This window comes from Dysgonomonas termitidis (assembly GCF_054657735.1).
The window spans coordinates 2,806,818-2,825,262 of the sequence record NZ_BAAHYD010000002.1 but is presented as its reverse complement, the minus strand read 5'-3'; the positions used below and the strand labels follow the sequence as shown (position 1 = coordinate 2,825,262).

General features: G+C 39.5%; 10 protein-coding genes. 6 read left to right on the top strand and 4 right to left on the bottom strand.

The features are described 5' to 3' along the window. Window positions 1-29: 29 nt before the first annotated feature. From ACYQ3L_RS15810 to susR, 4 genes are all read right to left on the bottom strand, one after another. The gene (locus ACYQ3L_RS15810) at window positions 30-2,357 is read right to left on the bottom strand and encodes a GH92 family glycosyl hydrolase (protein ID WP_380001301.1); all 2,328 of its coding nucleotides are present in this window, start codon (window positions 2,355-2,357) and stop codon (window positions 30-32) included. 30 nt (window positions 2,358-2,387) lie between these two features. Then, window positions 2,388-4,922 (bottom strand): glycoside hydrolase family 38 C-terminal domain-containing protein, encoded by a 2,535-nt coding sequence (locus tag ACYQ3L_RS15805; protein WP_380001303.1) that lies wholly within the window; start codon window positions 4,920-4,922, stop codon window positions 2,388-2,390. Between the two features lie 201 nt (window positions 4,923-5,123). Continuing rightward, window positions 5,124-6,518: an SGNH/GDSL hydrolase family protein gene (locus ACYQ3L_RS15800; protein WP_380001305.1), complete on the bottom strand. Its 1,395-nt coding sequence runs from the start codon at window positions 6,516-6,518 to the stop codon at window positions 5,124-5,126. Between the two features lie 209 nt (window positions 6,519-6,727). Continuing rightward, window positions 6,728-8,353 carry a SusR family glycan utilization regulator gene (susR, locus tag ACYQ3L_RS15795; RefSeq protein ID WP_380001307.1) on the bottom strand — a complete coding sequence of 542 codons (1,626 nt, stop codon included), beginning with the start codon at window positions 8,351-8,353 and terminating at the stop codon, window positions 6,728-6,730. Window positions 8,354-9,242: 889 nt separating this feature from the next. Here susR and ACYQ3L_RS15790 point away from each other — a divergent pair. From ACYQ3L_RS15790 to ACYQ3L_RS15765, 6 genes are all read left to right on the top strand, one after another. After that, window positions 9,243-9,818, top strand: a complete 576-nt coding sequence (locus tag ACYQ3L_RS15790) for an RNA polymerase sigma factor (protein WP_380001309.1) — start codon at window positions 9,243-9,245, stop codon at window positions 9,816-9,818. A gap of 40 nt (window positions 9,819-9,858) precedes the next feature. Further along, window positions 9,859-11,067 (top strand): FecR family protein, encoded by a 1,209-nt coding sequence (locus ACYQ3L_RS15785; RefSeq protein ID WP_380001311.1) that lies wholly within the window; start codon window positions 9,859-9,861, stop codon window positions 11,065-11,067. A gap of 158 nt (window positions 11,068-11,225) precedes the next feature. Then, complete coding sequence (locus ACYQ3L_RS15780) at window positions 11,226-14,621, top strand: TonB-dependent receptor (protein WP_380001313.1); 3,396 nt, start codon at window positions 11,226-11,228, stop codon at window positions 14,619-14,621. 19 nt (window positions 14,622-14,640) lie between these two features. Beyond that, window positions 14,641-16,575 carry a RagB/SusD family nutrient uptake outer membrane protein gene (locus ACYQ3L_RS15775; RefSeq protein WP_380001315.1) on the top strand — a complete coding sequence of 645 codons (1,935 nt, stop codon included), beginning with the start codon at window positions 14,641-14,643 and terminating at the stop codon, window positions 16,573-16,575. A 26-nt stretch (window positions 16,576-16,601) separates the two neighbouring features. Further along, complete coding sequence (locus ACYQ3L_RS15770; RefSeq protein ID WP_380001317.1) at window positions 16,602-17,708, top strand: SusE domain-containing protein; 1,107 nt, start codon at window positions 16,602-16,604, stop codon at window positions 17,706-17,708. A gap of 413 nt (window positions 17,709-18,121) precedes the next feature. Continuing rightward, window positions 18,122-18,400, top strand: a complete 279-nt coding sequence (locus tag ACYQ3L_RS15765) for a helix-turn-helix domain-containing protein (RefSeq protein WP_380001319.1) — start codon at window positions 18,122-18,124, stop codon at window positions 18,398-18,400. Window positions 18,401-18,445: the final 45 nt, after the last annotated feature.

The following is an 18,445-nucleotide window of genomic DNA, read 5'->3' as shown; positions in this document are numbered from 1 at the left end:
CGCATCATATTTCTAAAGCTCTCCAAGTTTCATATACCCCAGTCTTTGTTTGGTTTCCTGCCCATGAACAATTCCAAGGTGGCTCCGTCTGCTATAGTTGAAAAATCTATATAACAGTCTTTATATTCTTTTCCGTTAAGCAATGCTTTTTGTATGTATATATTTTGATGTGAGTTATTATGGGCTATTATGGTGAACTTTCCTCCTTTAAAGTATCTCGTATCCAGCTTGTATTCTATCTTGTCGAATACCGGACTTGTTATTTCAAGACGTGTATCTCCCGGACACACAGGGTGTATCCCGGAGGCGGCAAGCACATACCAGGCCGACATTTGGCCTACATCTTCATTGCCCACTATGCCTTCTACTTTGTTGGCATAGGCTTTATCGCATATATGGCGGGTCCATTTTTGCGTCAGCCAGGGCCGTCTCAGGCGGTTGAACAGGAAAGGAACATGATGTACCGGCTCGTTGGCATGGTTATAATAGTCGTTCCACAAAAAATTGTCGGGAGTCTTTTCAAAGAGATTTGTAAGATTGGTAACAACCTTGTCTTCTCCTCCCATCAACTCCACCATACCCGGAACATCGTGAGGTACAAACCACCCCTGCTGGTAAGAATTAGATTCTATGCAGCCATACCATTCTTTAAATAGCGCATTTTCAGGCCATTCTTCCCAAGAACCATCAGCCTTCCGCGGACGGAACCAGCCCTTTTCCTTATCAAAAATATTCCTGTAGGCCTGACCTTTTTTCAGGAACAGTTTTTCATCGTCGCTATTGCCCATTTTGTTGGCAATACGGGATATACACCAGTCAGCATAAGCATACTCGAGCGTATGGGATATGCTGAGTGACGAAGCTGTATAGCCGAGGGCGTCATTGCCATATTTTTTCGATGTATTCACTGCATATTTGTAGGCCTTATCTATATCATAATTGCGGATACCCTTCACATACGCGTCTGCCAGAACCGATAAGGCAGGATTCCCTATCATACAGCCCGAGTATGCATTCACAATTTCCCAGCGCTCGAAATATCCGCGTCCGCTCTGTTCGGCGAGGGTAATCAGAGAGTTGAGTTGATCGTTTACCAATTCGGGGTTAATAATGGTTTGCAGAGGGAACTGGCTCCGGAATACGTCCCATCCGCTGAATATAGTACGTTTCGTGAATGTGGAATCACTGTATATCTGCTTATCACCACCTGTGTAACGCCCGTCTACATCGGTATATATGCGCGGATCTATCATTGTGTGATAAAGGGATGTATAGAAAATTGTTTTCTGATCGTCTGTTCCTCCCGTAATATTTATTTTGCCCAATTCCCTATCCCAACTTGCTTTTGCCTTGTTGCGGACAAGGTCGAAATTCTTATCTGCGATTTCCGCTTTGAAGTTCTTGCCGGCACCATCCATATCGACAAAAGATATTCCCACTTTCAGTGTTACCTCCTCATCTTTTTTCGTATCGAACTCTGTATAGAATCCCAGATGTTTGCCTTCCAATTCCTTGACATCTTTGATAATTTTAGCTTCCGATACCCTTTTCAGATAAGGGATGCTTGTAACATCTTTGAGTTTACGTTTCCAATTATCAGGTATATCGGCGCTCCAGAAGCCGTAATTGTTCAACGGACGACTGAATTGCGCATAGAAAAACACAGTATAATCGGTATTGCCTTCTCCATCACCCCATCCGCCGCCATCCGGCGTACACTTCATCCACCCTTGTATAGTGCTGTCATTAACTACTTTTACATATTGGTATGTCGATGTCCCGCCAACTCTTCGAGCCAAGTCTATCTGTATGCGTGATTGTTTATGCTCGGGGAATGTAAATCGTAAGATTCCGCTATGCGGTGCTGCCGTGGCTTCTACCCGGATATTATAGTCGGTCAGGTTTACTGAATAATACCCTGCTTTGGCAATTTCCGTCTTTTTATCGTACAGCGAACGGTATCCGCTTATGCTCCCGTCTTCTTTACCCGCAATTGTCTTCAGGTCTCCTGTAGCAGGCATTACAAGGAAATTACCAAGATCGCCGAACCAGCCCACACCACTCATTTGTGTAAATGCAAAACCTTCGATAGTTTTATGTTCGTAACTGTAGCCCGGCGAATTGTCACCTCCTGTTATTGTATTGGGGTTAACCTGAACCATCCCGTATGGTGTGGCCGCTCCGGGGAAAGTTTTTCCCAGTCCATGGTAGACTCCGGCAGCACCTACGCTGGTACTGGCTCCGATAAACGGATTGACATAATCGGAAGGTGCAGAACTTTTTGTTTCTACTTCCGTGGTGCATCCCGTTATAGTCAGGCAAAGAACCGTTATAAGAGCTGTTGTCATCTTTAGCATAGTATCAATCATTTCAATTATTTTCCTATCTTATCTTTTTATTAATAATGTTTTAATCCCGAAACGGGGTATCGACAGCGATATACTGTTTTTGTGAATTGTATTTTTTGTGATTATATTCCCTCTTAAATCAACTTCTTCCACTGATGATACGGGAAACCCGAACTTCAGTTTCTGTACGGAAGTATTTCCTTCGGCATTGAACAGCCTGATGAGCAGATCGTCGCCATGAGTCTTAAATGCAGTTACCTCATAGCCTGAGTTGCCGGTATCGAAATAGGATTTGTCTTCTGTTGAAGTTTTAGCGAGAAGCGAAGCCACTAAAGGTTCATTCCACTTGTTACTTTCAGTCGACACACGGGATTCTTTCCATTTTCCGGTATGTGGAATGACAGCATATTTCATTTTCAACGGCCCTGTTATTTTATAATCCATACCCCATAATCCGATGCCCGAATACTGGGCGGTCAGGCTTAACGGATAATTTTCTCCGAAAGAATAAGAGGTGGTATGATCTGATAAGAGGGTAAAGCCATATACCTCGTTTTTATCGACAAGGTCTACCCAGTTAAGGATTATATTGTGTTTTATGCTGTCCCATGTATTGAAGAATGTGTTTTTGAGGTTGCTTTCACATACATCGAAAGGAGCATTTTTATACAATTTGGGTGAAGATAAGCCTACAGGGAACATTATATTCAATTTGAACTTGTCGTCTACATATGCCCTCCTGTTATCACGCCAATTATTACCTTGTTTGTATTCACCTATGCCGACATTGCTCTTCCAATCTACCGTCAGGTCGAAATCGATACGTTTCTGTCCACTGTTCAAAGTGATAATCTGCGTGAAAGGGTGAATAGAGATATTCCCTTCTATTTTCACTATGGTTCTGAGGCCGTTGTCTTCCAATACAGTGATTTTTGCCGGAGAGTCAACGGTAGAATAATATTTCCCTTCCTCATAAAAATAGCCTCTCAGTTCGCCGAAGCCGTGTTGGTTGGCAGTGTCGATATATTCTTTGTTTTTCTCTTTTTTGGCAATCAGACTTTTTATTGTTCCTCCCTTTGCAGCATCGATAACGATCTTATACATATCGTTTTCCAGTATATAATCGCCTTCTGAGTTATTTTTACCAGCAGAATATGTTTCTTTATTTGGTTTCTCATCTTGTAAACTGTATGTTGCATAACCGAAAGAAGGCACCTCCGCTCTGAAGGTGAGACAGATAGAATCTCCCTCGTGTCGAAGACTCGAAGGAATTCTTTTTTTCTTCGAATCATATACCGCCAATCCCTGCCTGATGCGGGTAGCGGGCAGGCTTATGGTTACTAACTCCGACCTTTCTGTTGCCAGCGTATTGTATACTTTTACAAAAGACAAGTCACGGGAAGGTGATCCATTTTTGGAACCATATGTTTTGACAGCCTCTTCGATGATATTGTCCGAAATTTTATTTGTATTGTTTGTCCACAGAGTGATCTCCTGCGCCCATGTGCGATTTTTATGCAGACGGTTGTAAGGAACTATCCATGAGTCGTGATGTTGCGCCAGCATCAGGGTACGCCACGCTTCGTCCAGTGATGTTTGCAGCGGGGCATAATTATTCCCGATAGTTGCCATAGCTGCTATCTTCTCAGCCATCACAATCTTATTTTCGGATATACGTACTTCCTGTGCAATCTTCTGAAGCACCTGACTTCCCCACATCAGGTTGACCAGCATATTTTCCTGCGAAAAGTGCAGATTATCGAAGGAACTGCCTACCGACTTGTTTTCTATATATTCTTTCCATGTCACATATACAGAGTTGTTCCTTACCTTGTTGCCGTGACCAAGCCACGGGCCGTTTTTCCATCCTGCATCCTGATAACACATTCCGACAGGATTTTTTATCCCGTAGTCGAAGCATGCCTTGAGATAGGCTTTGGAATTTCCCCATGCTGTGGTTTGCCATGTGGAATTTTCTTCCAACTCTTCGCATGCATAGCGCGGCACTGTAAGGATAGCAGTTCCGTCAGGTCCTATCCAGTTAATCAGCTCACCACCATAGGCTGCCGTATATCCGCCCCAGCAGGTATTCGGACATTTAAGTACGGCATATTTGAAACCGAACGACTTTAGAATCTGTGGCAGACTGCTTGTAAAACAGGGTTCCTCTACCGAATATGTCGTAAAAGTCACATCCGGGAAATGCTGATGTATCTTATTAATACCATATTCGAACTGCCGTATAATACTTTCTCCCGATATGTTGTATAAATAGGGTTGGGCGTAGGTAGGATTCGTAAACTCGATTCTTTTATCCGTTACGATACTTCTGAAATTGTGATACGCAAGCGGTTCTTTTACTTTTACCGTATCCCATGTTTCGGGTTCTATTTCGAGTCCTATGCGCCACTCCGGGTGTTGTGACAGTTTATCTGTCATAAACTGGGTCACCCACATCGGGTAATGCCCATAGACGCCACCATGATAGCCGTCAACAAAGTATGCCTGCTGTTGGGAAGATACTTTTCCGAGTATAGACACAGATATCAGTACAAAAGCAAAAATCCGCTTCATATATCAATTTTGGGTTTATTTTTCGAATACGTTGGTTTAAGAGATTGTCGAAGTCCTTTTACTCCGGGTGGTCTTCATCCTCCGCCTGAATTGAGGTTATACAACTCATTCAAGCCTAAGTGTATTGATTTTATATTACTTACAATTAACTTTCAAATAGATTCCATTCAAAAACAATCTATGAATTTTCAATTCATAGCCTTATTTTACGCGAACAAGAGTTATCTTTCTTTTCACAGGAGTATTTACTTCATAAATAGCCGAAAGAAGCAAATCCATCTCATCCTGCCATGCCTGTCTTACTTCAGGAAACATCGCTTTCGAGTAAAGGTCACGCCTGCCATTAAGCCAGCCATCACTGCCTTTATATTTATCCAATACCTTAATAGCTTCTCTGGTATTCGGATCGGTTATACCTTTGTTGAGAAAAAAGTTGAACTGTACCCATGCATATTCACGAAAACGGCATTCTATTTCCCAGCGTTCTTCATTCAGGAACATAACTCTGAGGGCCTGCTGGTACTGAGGTGTATTGGTAAGCGTGGCAAGGTTGATGCCCTCTGCCAGATCTTTTGCAGGCCATGTTCCTATATTTTCCTCATCTATCATTAGTTTATAATCCCCTTTCAATCCTTTTACTGATAGTATTTCCCTGTTCATTTCATCTATAAACGGAACTGATTTAACCACTTCGGCCTGGCTTTTCTTATATCCCCATCCACGGGCTATTGTATCCATCGGGTAGGGTAATGATTTTGCGAGATAGTCAAACGTGATTCCAGCAGAGTTTTTTTTCAGGTTGGAAATTTCACAGTTCGAAGAAGATATGATATTCATCTTTGAGCCGTCTATATTTATGTCTGCAACTTCCTTACCTGCAAATCCCTGTGCTTTGAGGAACAGATATGCCATTACCATATGCCCGTCATTGTCGGGATGAATGCGGTCGGTCCCGCAAAGGGTAAACTTAGGATTGTGCTGTTGAAATTGTTGATTAATGGCTGTCATAGGCTCGTTAAAGTCGAAAAACTCCCATCCGTTATTTTTTGCAGATTCGCGTTGGAAATCGACTATCCTGAGCATTGCCTTATTCTTGTTCCTGAAAGGATTGTTTCCTTCTATAACAGCAGTTTCGTCGTAAGGAGAGCTGCCCATGAGCACCACCTTTACATTCTCCAAATTCCGGAATCTGGCCTCCATTTGCCTGTAAGCGTCATAAGATTCTTTGACCTTTTCGTCTGCAAATTTTTCGGGTTGATCTCCGTTGTATTCAAAGTAGCCCGAGTCATTCATTCCAAAAGTGGCTATTATTACTGTGGGATTCTTACTGAATACATCACCATCCAGCCGTTTTACCATATCAATGGCCCTGTCGCCTCCGATTCCGGCATTCAATATCTTAATCCTCATTTCTGGGAAATGAGTCATATAATAAAGCCATATATATGAATGATAGTGTCCACCATGAGTAATACTGTTTCCCAGGAATACAGCCCTTTCCCCGTCCTTAAATGGACTGATTTTCTGAGCGTTCGATGTCATGAAAGAACATAGCAGCACGAACAGAATAATGATTGCAACAGATTTGTTTTTCATTTGGTATTGGATTTTACGACTTTTAGTCAGGTTATCTCAAAATACTTACGTTAGTGTACGGCTCCAAAAAGCCATGTACAAATATATTTACAAAAAAAACTCACTCCTGTTCGAAGTAAGCATTTGAGTAAATGATTTTCAATCCAATTATCCAGTAAACCTCTATATGTAAGCTATTTACCTGTTTTATTTATTGGGGTTTTGGTAAATTATATAGAGTTATCTTTAATAGAAAATACCTCAATTTTTTTCACCTCTTCTTCAAAATATTCACTGTCTATTATAGCCTTTCCTTTTACCTTACTTTTATAGTTGTAAATAGTCTGGATGGAATAACGTAAAAATACGGCTATCTGATTGACATCTGTTATACCTAATCTGATGAGAGCAAAAATCCGGAGTTCAGTATTCAATTGTTCTTTTTCCAGTTTGTAACGTTCTTCTTTTTTAAGTAAAGTATTGAACTCCTCCACAAAATTGGGATATATCTTGAAGAATGCCTTATCAAAGGTAATGTAAAGTTCTTCCACGTCTTTTTCCAAACTACGGTTGGAAGCAGTCATATTATACAATTCATCTATTTGACCCGCTTTTATCTTGCGGTTTACATTTTTTCTGTAATCATCCAGCTTGTCAATATATACGCCGCATTGATTCATAAAGTAACCGATGTATTTTTCTTTTATAAGATTAGCTTCATCCAGCTTATGATTGATACTGGCTAACTTCTCATTCATTGCTTTCAGGTTTTTCCTGGCTCTGGAAACTATTTTTACTTGTTTATAAATAAAGAATAAAGCAATGGCCAGCACAATAACAAACAAACTGATGATTACAGCATATGCCTTTAAATTTCTCTTCTGTTGCTCTATTTTGTTCAGGTATGTGTCTTCTATAATAGGCTGTACACGCGCGATCATCGTATTTCTGAAACGGGAATTATAGAAATTTGCATCGTCAAGTGCTGCTCTTATGTAATTATAAGCCCTATTAACATCACCTTTATTATATAGGTTTATTGCTAATGCCAAAAGCGCCTCATTTTCTTTCACAGCAAGTTGAGTATCTGTTATTGCTGCTAAAATAAGGTACATTTCTTCCAGTTCACTATTTTTCAGGTATTTATAAACCAATGCCAGACTCATTGCAGACATAGCGTAGTTGTGTGTCCGAAGTTCCTGTTTGGAAAATATATCGGATAATATCTGCCTGGCTTCATCATATCTGCCTTCGTCCTGAAACTTGAAAGCTTCCTCCTTCACATACATATCTGTACCTTTTCCAAGAAATGACATGACCGTATCCCTGTAATGCATTTTTTCAATCTGATATTTTTTCTCATATTGAGGATCGTCTGTATATTTTATAAGATTTTCATAATATCGTATATATGTCCAGCAATACATGGATTTTAAATGTGTGGGAAGTTCTTTATACTCGATACTATTCAACTCCTCCAAAGCCTGTGTGAATGAGCCGGACAAAGATAGGACGAAGGAGAGCTTCAATTTGCTTTGCGACAAAAATTCTTTATTGTCTAACTTTTCAGCTATTTTTATATTCTTATCTATATATGCAATAGCTGAATCGCAGGCAAAAGATTCATACTCGGCAATAATATCTTCATTTATTCTGAATATTTTATCCAGTGAAAGGCTATTATTTAGTTTTAATTTGAAACTGTCTATTCGTTGTATCTTTTCCTTCATATATGTGGGACGTTCTGAGATAGTCTTATCCAGAACTTTAAGAAGAGAATCAATCTTATTTTTGGAATATATATATCCTGTTGTATTGTATATAATACAAAACAGAATGAGGAGTGTCTTTTTCATTTAGTTATAAGATTCGTATGTTATGGATAAAAGTACATATAAATCTGATATAATAGTCATATGGAAGCATAATATTGCTGTATAACCAAAAGAAATTCCTTCCGGATACAGCTTTTATGCCTAGGAAAGAATTGTTTTAAAACAGTACTTTGTTCAATATAGCAGAGAGGTATGTGAAATTCAAGATTATGTTGTTTTATAAGTATAATAAGATCAAATAGTGGGAATAACGGTGATTAAAAACATCAGGAAGGATTTCATTGAAATATTACAATAAAAATAAATTATCAATAACTTTAAATTCTTATTTTTGCAGGGCAACAATTTCAGATTTAGAGTATCATGGAATAAACGACAGTCAAGAAAAACAGTCATGGCACGAATGTCTGTCGATGGAGAGATTGGCGTAATATAAATCAGGATATCCTTGCCGAACAAATAGGTGTATCACAAGCCATTTTGACCGGTTATGAAAAAGGATATAAACTTGGAACAAAATATCCGGATAAGATTGCGGAACTATACAAACGCCTTCCTATAATCTGAAAAAAGTGGCTATGTTAAAAGAGGTTTTAAAGGGTAGATATAAAAAGGTTATATTAAAAGCTTGGATTTCCTGCTTATATCTGGCGCATATAGTAATCAGTAATAGACCTCCAAAGTTATGTTCTAAAAAGTTTCTCTGCGAATCTTCCTGACCTTTGTCAGTATATTTGCAGTAAAAATCTTGTCTTGTTTAGCTGAGAATACACGGTATCTTATACATATTTGATTCCCATTCGCAGGATACAACAAGATTGGTATAAGATGCAACGGACATATAAAAGGCTAATCGGCTTGACTTACATATACCGTGCAATGCATTGTTATTTAATTATTATCATTTTTAATGAGAGACTCTTTTGATAATTTTGTAGACGATTCTTCATTATGGAAAAGCTTTCAGGCCGGAAATGATGCAGCATTTACGCATATTTATAAAAAATATGTCCAAAGTCTGTTTCATTATGGTATGCAACTTTCATCAGATAGAGAACTTGTAAAAGACTGTATTCAGGATATTTTCATTAATTTATATGATAATAAAGAAAAGATTGGTTTTACCGATAATATAAAATTTTATCTCTTTAGGGTTTTGAAAAATCATTTGATCAACGTACTAAAACGTCATCAAACCCATATAGCATTTCTTGATACTCAGGAAAAACAGGCAGAAACTTATACGGAAGATACGGCCGAGACATTACTGATAGATATTGAAGTAGATCTGTCTGTTAAAGCAACTGTGGATAAAGTGATGTCCCTACTCACAATGAGGCAGCGGGAGATCATATACTACCGTTTTGTGGAGAACATGAGTATTGATGAAATCAGCATTCTTACAGAGATGAATTATCAGTCTGTAGCAAACGTTATACAACGGTCATTAAAAAAAATCAGAAGCTTTTATAAAAAATCAGAATAAAATTGAGTATAAAAATAAGGAGAGTTTGTTTACTTGATAAATGAACAAAAAACGTATGCCTGAAAATACTCATAAATCAGATTATTTAAATTATTCATTTGAAGATTTCCTTCAAGACGATTTCTTTATTTCTTCTATTAAAGAACCATCAGGAGAATCTGAGATTTTTTGGGCAAATTTTCAGAATGAAAAGCCCGATAATATTCAAGAGTATATACTTGCAAAACAATATCTCCAATCTATAGCTGCTCCGGCCGATCCTCTGTCTGATGATGAAATATCGCATATGTGGAATAATATTTCTTCACATAGGAACGGGGATAAGAAACGTAAAAGAGGAAAGCCACTGTTTATTACTATAGGAGTGGCGGCAAGTATAGCCATACTGGCCATCTCATTTCCCTTCCTTACGGATATATTTTCCGGTAAAAATACATCGGATATAATTGCCTACGCGGATAAGAACAAAGTAGAACTGCCCGATAATTCCGAAATACAGCTGATTATTTCTGATAATAAGACTATACTTTTTGATGAAAAAGAAGCGACAATTACTTACGACCAGAATGAGATAAAAACAGAAAAAGGTGTACTTGAGAAAGAAAAGTCTGTAACAATACATCAATTGATTATACCAAAGGGCAAACGCTCCGTACTTACCTTGTCCGATGGCTCCAAACTGTGGGCTAATGCAGGTTCGAGGGTAATATATCCGAGCGAATTCGGTAAAGATAAAAGAGAGATATACGTCGATGGTGAAATATTTGTTGAAGTTGCCAAGGATGCAAGCAAGCCTTTTTTTGTAAGGACTAAAGATATGAGCGTACAAGCCCTGGGTACGAGCTTTAATGTTATGGCTTATGAATCCGATGCATTGAAGAGGGTTGTTTTAGTTTCGGGTATAGTAAAAGTAGAAACTGAAGAATCCAAAGGTACAATATTGAATCCCAACACAATGTTTCAAACTCAGGGAGGCGATGAAAAGATAATTCCGGTAGAAGCTGATAAATATATCTCATGGATAAAAGGACTTTACCTGTTCCGGAATGAAAGACTGGGAGTCGTATTCGAACGGTTGTCACGATATTATGGAATACATATAGAATGTAGTCCGGAAGCTTCAATGATAAGATGTTCAGGGAAACTGGATTTGAAAGATAACATCGAGGAAATAATGAAAGGATTATCTTTCGACGGGAAAATCATTTATTCGCAGGAAGGAAATATATATAAAATAAATAAGAACTAGTGAAAAAGTACCATTTAAAATAAGTATTAACCTTAAATCAGTAAAATGCCTATGTAAAGAAGCTTACAGAAAAAATTGGATGGTAGTACCAGTACCATCCAATAGAGTTTAAATTGTTAAAACTGTACAAAGTCTAACCTTTAAATCATAACAAATGTATGATAAAAAAACGTTCTTTTAGCATAAAAGATGCTAATATTAGAAAAATATTGCGGATTATGAGACTGATTATATGTTTCCTGCTACTGGGAATAAATCTGTCATATGCCGTGGAAAGTTATTCTCAGACAACAAGAATCTCCGTTAATTTAAAGAATACACCCTTAAAAGAAATTTTCTCAGAAATAGAAAAAAACAGTGAATATGTTTTTTTCTATTATGATGAATCTGTGGATTTGAACAAAAGTATGACCATAGATATGAAAGGTCAGACTATCGACAAAGTGCTTAAAGAGCTTTTTAAATCCACTGATTATATTTATACTGTATCCGACAGGCAGGTATTTGTGTCCAGAAAGCCGGCGCCTGCTACTCCCCGGCAAAATCAGAATAAAACTACTGTCAGGGGAAATGTAACGGATATGAAAGGGGAACCTTTGATTGGGGTTTCTATCATTGTTAAGAATAATCCAAGTACAGGCACTGTTACAGATACCGACGGGAATTATTCGATAAACGTACCTGATAAATATACTGTGTTACAGTACAAATACATCGGCTTTCTACCTAAAGAAGAAACCGTAGGTGAGCGTAAAATAATAAATGTAATAATGCAGGAAGATGTCGGGCAGCTTGACGAAGTCGTAGTTGTCGGCTACAGTACACAGAAAAAAGAATCTGTCGTAGGTTCCATCTCTACTATCGAACCCGGAAAGCTTGCAGCCGGAACTACACGCTCGATGAGTAATAACCTTGCAGGACAATTGGCCGGTGTTATTGGCGTGCAACGATCGGGAGAGCCCGGTTATGACAATTCCAACTTCTGGATACGTGGTATCAGTACATTCCAGGGCAATCGCACTCCATTAGTGCTTATTGATGGTATTGAACGTTCATTGAATAATATCGACCCCGAAGAGATCGAATCTTTTTCTGTATTGAAAGATGCGTCTGCCAGTGCTGTATATGGGGTGAGAGGCGCAAATGGAGTGATACTTATCAATACAAAACGGGGGCGTGTGGGTAAACCGACCCTTTCCTTTAAAGTGGAGCAGGCAATCACACAACCGACTAAGATACCTGAATTTGTCGGTGCAGCCGATTACCTCGAAGTAATGAACAGTATACGCCACGAGAGTGGTAAAGAACCGATGTATAGCCAACAGCATATCGATAATATAAGGAATGGGGTAGACCCCGATTTATATCCGAGTGTGGACTGGATGGATGCAATACTTAAAGATTTCGGTACCAATACCAGGGCTTCTATTGATATTAACGGAGGATCGGAGGTATTACGCTATTCTTTTGTAGGAGCCTTTTACCACGAAGGCGGAATTCTTGAAAGAGATAAAAATCAGGGATGGAATTCTTCTCTCAGGCTGAACAGGTACAATATGCGCTCTAATGTAGATATAAATCTGACCCCTACCACTTTGGTAAGGTTCAATGTCGGAGGCTATATGCAGGAACGCACATCTCCGCCGCAGAGTATTGATAATCTTTTTGCAATGGCATACCAGACACCCCCATATCAGCATCCCACACGTTATTCTACAGGCGAGATTCCGCAAGTTCCGCAACGTGTAAATCCGTGGGCATTACTCACTCAAACCGGTTATGAACGTGTGGTACAGAGTAAACTTGAATCTTTATTTGTAGTGGAACAGGATTTGAAAATGTTTCTTCCCGGATTGAAGGTAAAAGGAACATTCTCTTTCGACAATTATTCCGATAATAATGTAAGAAGAGGGAAAAGTCCCGATTATTATAATCCGGCTACAGGGAGGGACCCAGAAACAGGCCGATTACAACTTATAGTTTCTTCATACGGGCAGGAATTCCTGGATCATTCTGTAGGAGCTAATTTTGGAAATAAAAACACTTATCTGGAAGGTACACTTACGTATGACAATACATTCGGAGATCATACTGTAAATGCCCTTTTCATGTATAATCAACGAAATTACGATGACGGGGGCAAGCTTCCGTTCCGTTTTCAGGGAATAGCGGGTCGCATGTCATATACGATGAAGGGACGATATATAGGCGAGTTTAATTTCGGTTATAATGGTTCCGAGAACTTTGCAAAAGGCAAGCGCTATGGATTTTTTCCTTCGGTAGCAGCCGGATGGATCTTATCGGAAGAGCCTTTTATGCAAGGAATAAGAAATACCTTGTCTAAGGTAAAATTCAGAGGATCGTGGGGGCTTGTAGGAAATGACCGTTTCAAGATAGGTGATACAGAATACCGCTTTCCGTATATTTCTACCATAAACAATACAGATGGCTATGTATGGGGATATAACAGGGATGAATTCGGAAGAGCAGGACGCTGGGAAGGAAATATCGCGAATACAGGTTTGAAATGGGAAACTGTGGCAAAGACAAACTTAGGAGTAGAACTGGGCCTGTTCAACGCAATCGAACTGCAAGTGGATTACTTTATGGAAAAACGAAGGGATATTTTTATGCGCCGTACCACGATGCCTGCTTCTGCAGGATTTGTTGACATGCCTTTTGCCAATTTCGGAAAAGTAGACAATAAAGGTGTAGATATGGTGCTGGATGTCAACAAACAAATTAATAAGGATTGGTTTGTGTCGGCAAGGGGTACATTTACATATGCAAAGAATAAGATTATAGAACAGGATGAATCATTAGGTATAATAGGTACAAACCGTTCGTCTACAGGGCTCCCGGTAGGTCAGATATTCGGGCTGGTGGCCGAGAGACTGTTCACTGACGAGGATTTTGCCGATGTGGAAAATGGCATTCTTAAAGATGATATACCGACGCCAACCTTTACTTCGTCCGTTCGTCCGGGAGATATCAAATATGTTGATGTTAACGGTGATAACAGAATTGATGCTCTGGACAGGACAAATCTCGGAGGAACGGTCGATCCTCAGATTGTCTACGGATTTGGAGCCAACCTCAGATATAAGAATATCGATTTCGGCTTTTTCTTCCAGGGAAACGGTCATACTTACCGTATGATAGGACGTGAAGCATATTTTATTCCCGGATCTGGTCTCGGTGGAGTAGGTAACTTCTTTACAAATGCCGGAGACAGGTGGACTATCGAAAATCCAAGACAGGATGTTTTCTATCCGAGATTGTATGAGGGGCTGAACGAAAACAACTATCAGGAGTCTACATGGTGGATGAAGAATATGAAAATGCTGCGCCTGAAAAATATCGAACTCGGCTATAATTTCCCTGTAACAATGGTTCGGAAATTCGGGTCTTCGGGTGCAAGGATATTCTGCCGGGGAACTAATATACTGACTATATCCGACTTCAAGTTATGGGACCCTGAAATCGACTCTGACAGGGGAAGTAAATACCCGCTGGTAAAATCATATTCTATCGGTCTAAATATCAGTTTCTGAAACATCAAAATCGAAAATTATGAAAAAAACAATATATAGATTTTTTTATCTTTCGCTTATCCTCCTCTTAACAGGAGGTATGAGCTCCTGCTCAGACTTTTTGGATAAAGAGCCTGACGACCAGTTGACACTGGAAATGATATTCAAAGACAAGACCAGAACCGAAGACTGGCTGGCCGGTGTATATTCCAATATCCCGGATACATACTGGACATACGCCAGAGGAATGGACCCTCTGGGAGACGATCTGGCTCCATCTACAGGCTGGCTCCAGTTTGGATGGAATATTATCGGGAAGCAACAGGGAAACTGGAATCCTACTTCGGATTGGGTACCGAATTACTTCAATCAGCTTCCGAAAAGGATACGTGCCGCTTATATTTTTATTGATAATGTAAGGGCCAACGAAGCTCAGCTGGTTACTGAACAGGAAGTACAATATATGAAGGCTGAAGCGCGCTTTCTTATAGCATATTATTATTATCTGTTGTTGAACTATTATGGAGCTATACCTTTGCAACTAGGCCTGGTGGATGTAAATGCACCTGCTTCGGAACTGATGATACCTCAGAAACCATTTGATGAAGTCGTTGACTGGATAGATCAGGAACTGGTTGCCGTGTCGAAGATTCTGCCTCCATACTATAATGAATCCAAAAAGTACGGAAGAGCCACTTCTGTTGCGTGCCTGGCAGTAAGAGCGCGGATGCTGTTATTTGCGGCAAGTCCTTTAGTTAACGGAAATCCCGACTATGCCAATTATACAAACAGTGAAGGCACTCCTGTATTTAACTCTACCCCTGATGCGTCTAAATGGGCGAAAGCGGTAAAAGCAAACATGGATCTGATAGAACTGGCTGAGAAAAACGGACATGCTCTGTATTACGAATATCTGAATAATGGTGATATCGATCCATTCCTATCATATCAGAATATGCTGTTCCGTAGATTTAACGAAGGTAACAAAGAGATCTTATTTGCCAGAAATCCGGCGGAAACATGGGAATATGACAGGCATGCACAGCCCCGTGGAACCGGTGGTAATGGTGGTATGGGTGTAACTCAGTCTTTGGTCGATGCTTTCTTTATGAAAAATGGTTTACCGGCTATAACAGGATATAATGCGAACGGCTCTCCGATCATAAACACAGCATCGGGTTATACGGAAACAGGCTTTTCAACGGCAGAAGAAAAGCGGGATACAAAATGGATAGAAGTAAAAGGAAATCGTGATTCGGATTCCAATCCTGTTACATTAGCCGATACATATAATATGTATTGTAACCGTGAGCCACGGTTCTATATATCGGTGCTTTATAATGAATGCTGGTTCAGACGTGAGAACAGGACTACCCGTTTTTATAGTGGAGCATGGGATGGCGGACCTACGCATGATGCACCTCAGAACGGATACCTTGTAAGAAAGAAAGTACATCCTGACCACGACCCGCGAAATAATGTAAACCCGTACCGTCCGGGTATTTTATTCAGACTGGGAGAATTTTATCTTAATTATGCGGAAGCACTGAATGAATCGGAACCGGCTAAAACAACGGAAATCTTATTTTACCTGAATAAGATAAGAGAAAGGGCAGGTATACCAATCTACGGCTCAGGTGAAGGACAAATTGCAGTGCCAAGCGGACAGGATGCAATGCGGGAAGCTATTCGCCGCGAGCGCCGGGTGGAACTCAATTGCGAAAATGGAACCAGATGGGACGATATCAGGAGATGGAAACTAGGGGAGAAGTTACTAAATGGTGATTTCTGGGGAATGAATTTTTCCGGTACGGACAAAAGCGACGATAAGAACAACGATAAAGCTTTCTTTGTGAGAAAAGTCTATCAGAAGCGTGTGTTTACCAAGAAAAATTATTGGGTTCCGATACCACAAGACCAGATAGACAAGAATCCGAATCTGCGTCAATTACCGTTTTGGGATACATCAGAATAATTCTAACCCGTGAAAATGATATAACTATGCAAAAGCAATTATTATATATATCGATATTATTTTTAGCTGCATTTTATTTTGCAGCTTGTAGTGATGATGATAAGGAGAATAATGGGGATGCTTTATCTCTGAAAGCATCGAGTGAGTCTATTGTCTTGGACGAAGCCAAGGGCAATGATGTGGTAGTTTTCTTTACATGGAATAAGGGAAAAGATCCGGGGCAGGAGAATACATTAGTGTATTTTTTCAGGCTTGATATTTGGGGCGCAGATTTCAAAACATCTACCGACCCGATAGAATTTGCTCCTGATGCAGAGTTCAAGGTTGAATATACCAATAAGGAACTGAACGATCTGATTCTGAATAAATGGGGGCAAATACCGGGTTCTGACGTGAAAATACAGGCTAGGGTAGTTGCAAAGGTAATCGGACCTAAGTTTATATATCCCGAAATTTCCATAATGACTCTCGAAGTAAAAAGTTATGTACCGACACCTGAAACCTTGTATCTTACAGGAGATGCCACTCCCGCGGGAACAGATCTCTCGAAGGCTATTAAAATGACAGAGGCGGAAGCCGGTAATGTTTATCAATGGCAGGGTGTCCTGAAGCCGGGGTATTTTAAATTCATATCCATATTGGGAGAGTCTTTGCCTTCACTGAATAAAGGTGCAGGCGATAACACACTGATCAATAGAGCTCTAGAAAGCGAACCCGACAATATGTTTGGAATCAGTACCGAGAGCATCTATAATATAGAGGTGAGAAAGGATAATATGACGCTGAAATGCGAAATGAATGTACCCTATCCGAACCTGTATCTTGTAGGTAATGCGGGTACCGGATGGGGAATCCCGCAAGACCTCCATAAGTTTACAATGAAAGCAGATAACCATAATTTGTTTGAATTGGATATCAATCTTAATCCTGGTGAATTTAAGATACTTAGTGCCGAAAATTATGATAATTACACACTAAGGCCGATGATAGCAGGCGCCCCTGTTACCGATGACAGGATGCAGGCTAATAAAGGAGGAGAGGACCTGAAATGGGTAATAAAGGATGGTGAAGGCGGACATTATAGAATAACACTGGATATATATAAGATGAAGATAAAGTTCGAACAACAATAACTAATCCATCTTTCTGACCATAGCTTGCAGATATGCAGACGGGCCGTATTATAATAATACGGCCTGTTCTTTTATATCCGGGTCGAGAGGTGGATCAGAAGATTCACGGAATCATTAAGAATGAGGTATTAGAATTTTATACAAAAAATAATAAAGTATGCAAATGGGTCAAATTACATAACAAATTTCCTATAAAATCAAATGTAAAATCTAAATGAAGCAATATTACAATTTATTGAAGAACTGGCATATATTAATAGTAGATTTAAAGCCTACCTTTTTTGCTTAATGTGAATAGACCCGGATGCTCTTGAACGTGTGGGGATACCAGTACGTTGATCCAATTGTTTGAGTAAAATATTTATTATTAATTCTTTTTTGGGGGATATAATAACCGATAGCATTAATATACAGTGTTTCAGCAGTTCTTAAAACTTTTATTCAAACATTATAAAGAGGAGCGGTCAATAAAATATTATGCATCGAAGTTATATTTTACCCCCAAACATTTGGCACGTATTGTAAAAGAAGCCAGCGACCGGGCGGCATCCGAATGGATTGATGAAATGGTTATTATGACAACAAAAGCATTACTTAAAAGTTCGAACCGGACAGTAGCCCAGATCCCAGATGAGCTAAATTTTGCAAATTCCTCTTTTTTTCGGTACTTATTTCAAAAAAAACAGGTATGACACCTCTGCAATATCGGGATAATTAAAGGAATATCTAAATCTTCT

Bases quoted from the DNA above. Each gene is read 5' to 3' on its own strand.
- ACYQ3L_RS15810 (WP_380001301.1), bottom strand. From the start codon at position 2,357: ATGCTAAAGATGACAACAGCTCTTATAACGGTTCTTTGCCTGACTATA.
- ACYQ3L_RS15805 (WP_380001303.1), bottom strand. From the start codon at position 4,922: ATGAAGCGGATTTTTGCTTTTGTACTGATATCTGTGTCTATACTCGGA.
- ACYQ3L_RS15800 (WP_380001305.1), bottom strand. From the start codon at position 6,518: ATGAAAAACAAATCTGTTGCAATCATTATTCTGTTCGTGCTGCTATGT.
- susR (WP_380001307.1), bottom strand. From the start codon at position 8,353: ATGAAAAAGACACTCCTCATTCTGTTTTGTATTATATACAATACAACA.
- ACYQ3L_RS15790 (WP_380001309.1), top strand. From the start codon at position 9,243: ATGAGAGACTCTTTTGATAATTTTGTAGACGATTCTTCATTATGGAAA.
- ACYQ3L_RS15785 (WP_380001311.1), top strand. From the start codon at position 9,859: ATGAACAAAAAACGTATGCCTGAAAATACTCATAAATCAGATTATTTA.
- ACYQ3L_RS15780 (WP_380001313.1), top strand. From the start codon at position 11,226: ATGATAAAAAAACGTTCTTTTAGCATAAAAGATGCTAATATTAGAAAA.
- ACYQ3L_RS15775 (WP_380001315.1), top strand. From the start codon at position 14,641: ATGAAAAAAACAATATATAGATTTTTTTATCTTTCGCTTATCCTCCTC.
- ACYQ3L_RS15770 (WP_380001317.1), top strand. From the start codon at position 16,602: ATGCAAAAGCAATTATTATATATATCGATATTATTTTTAGCTGCATTT.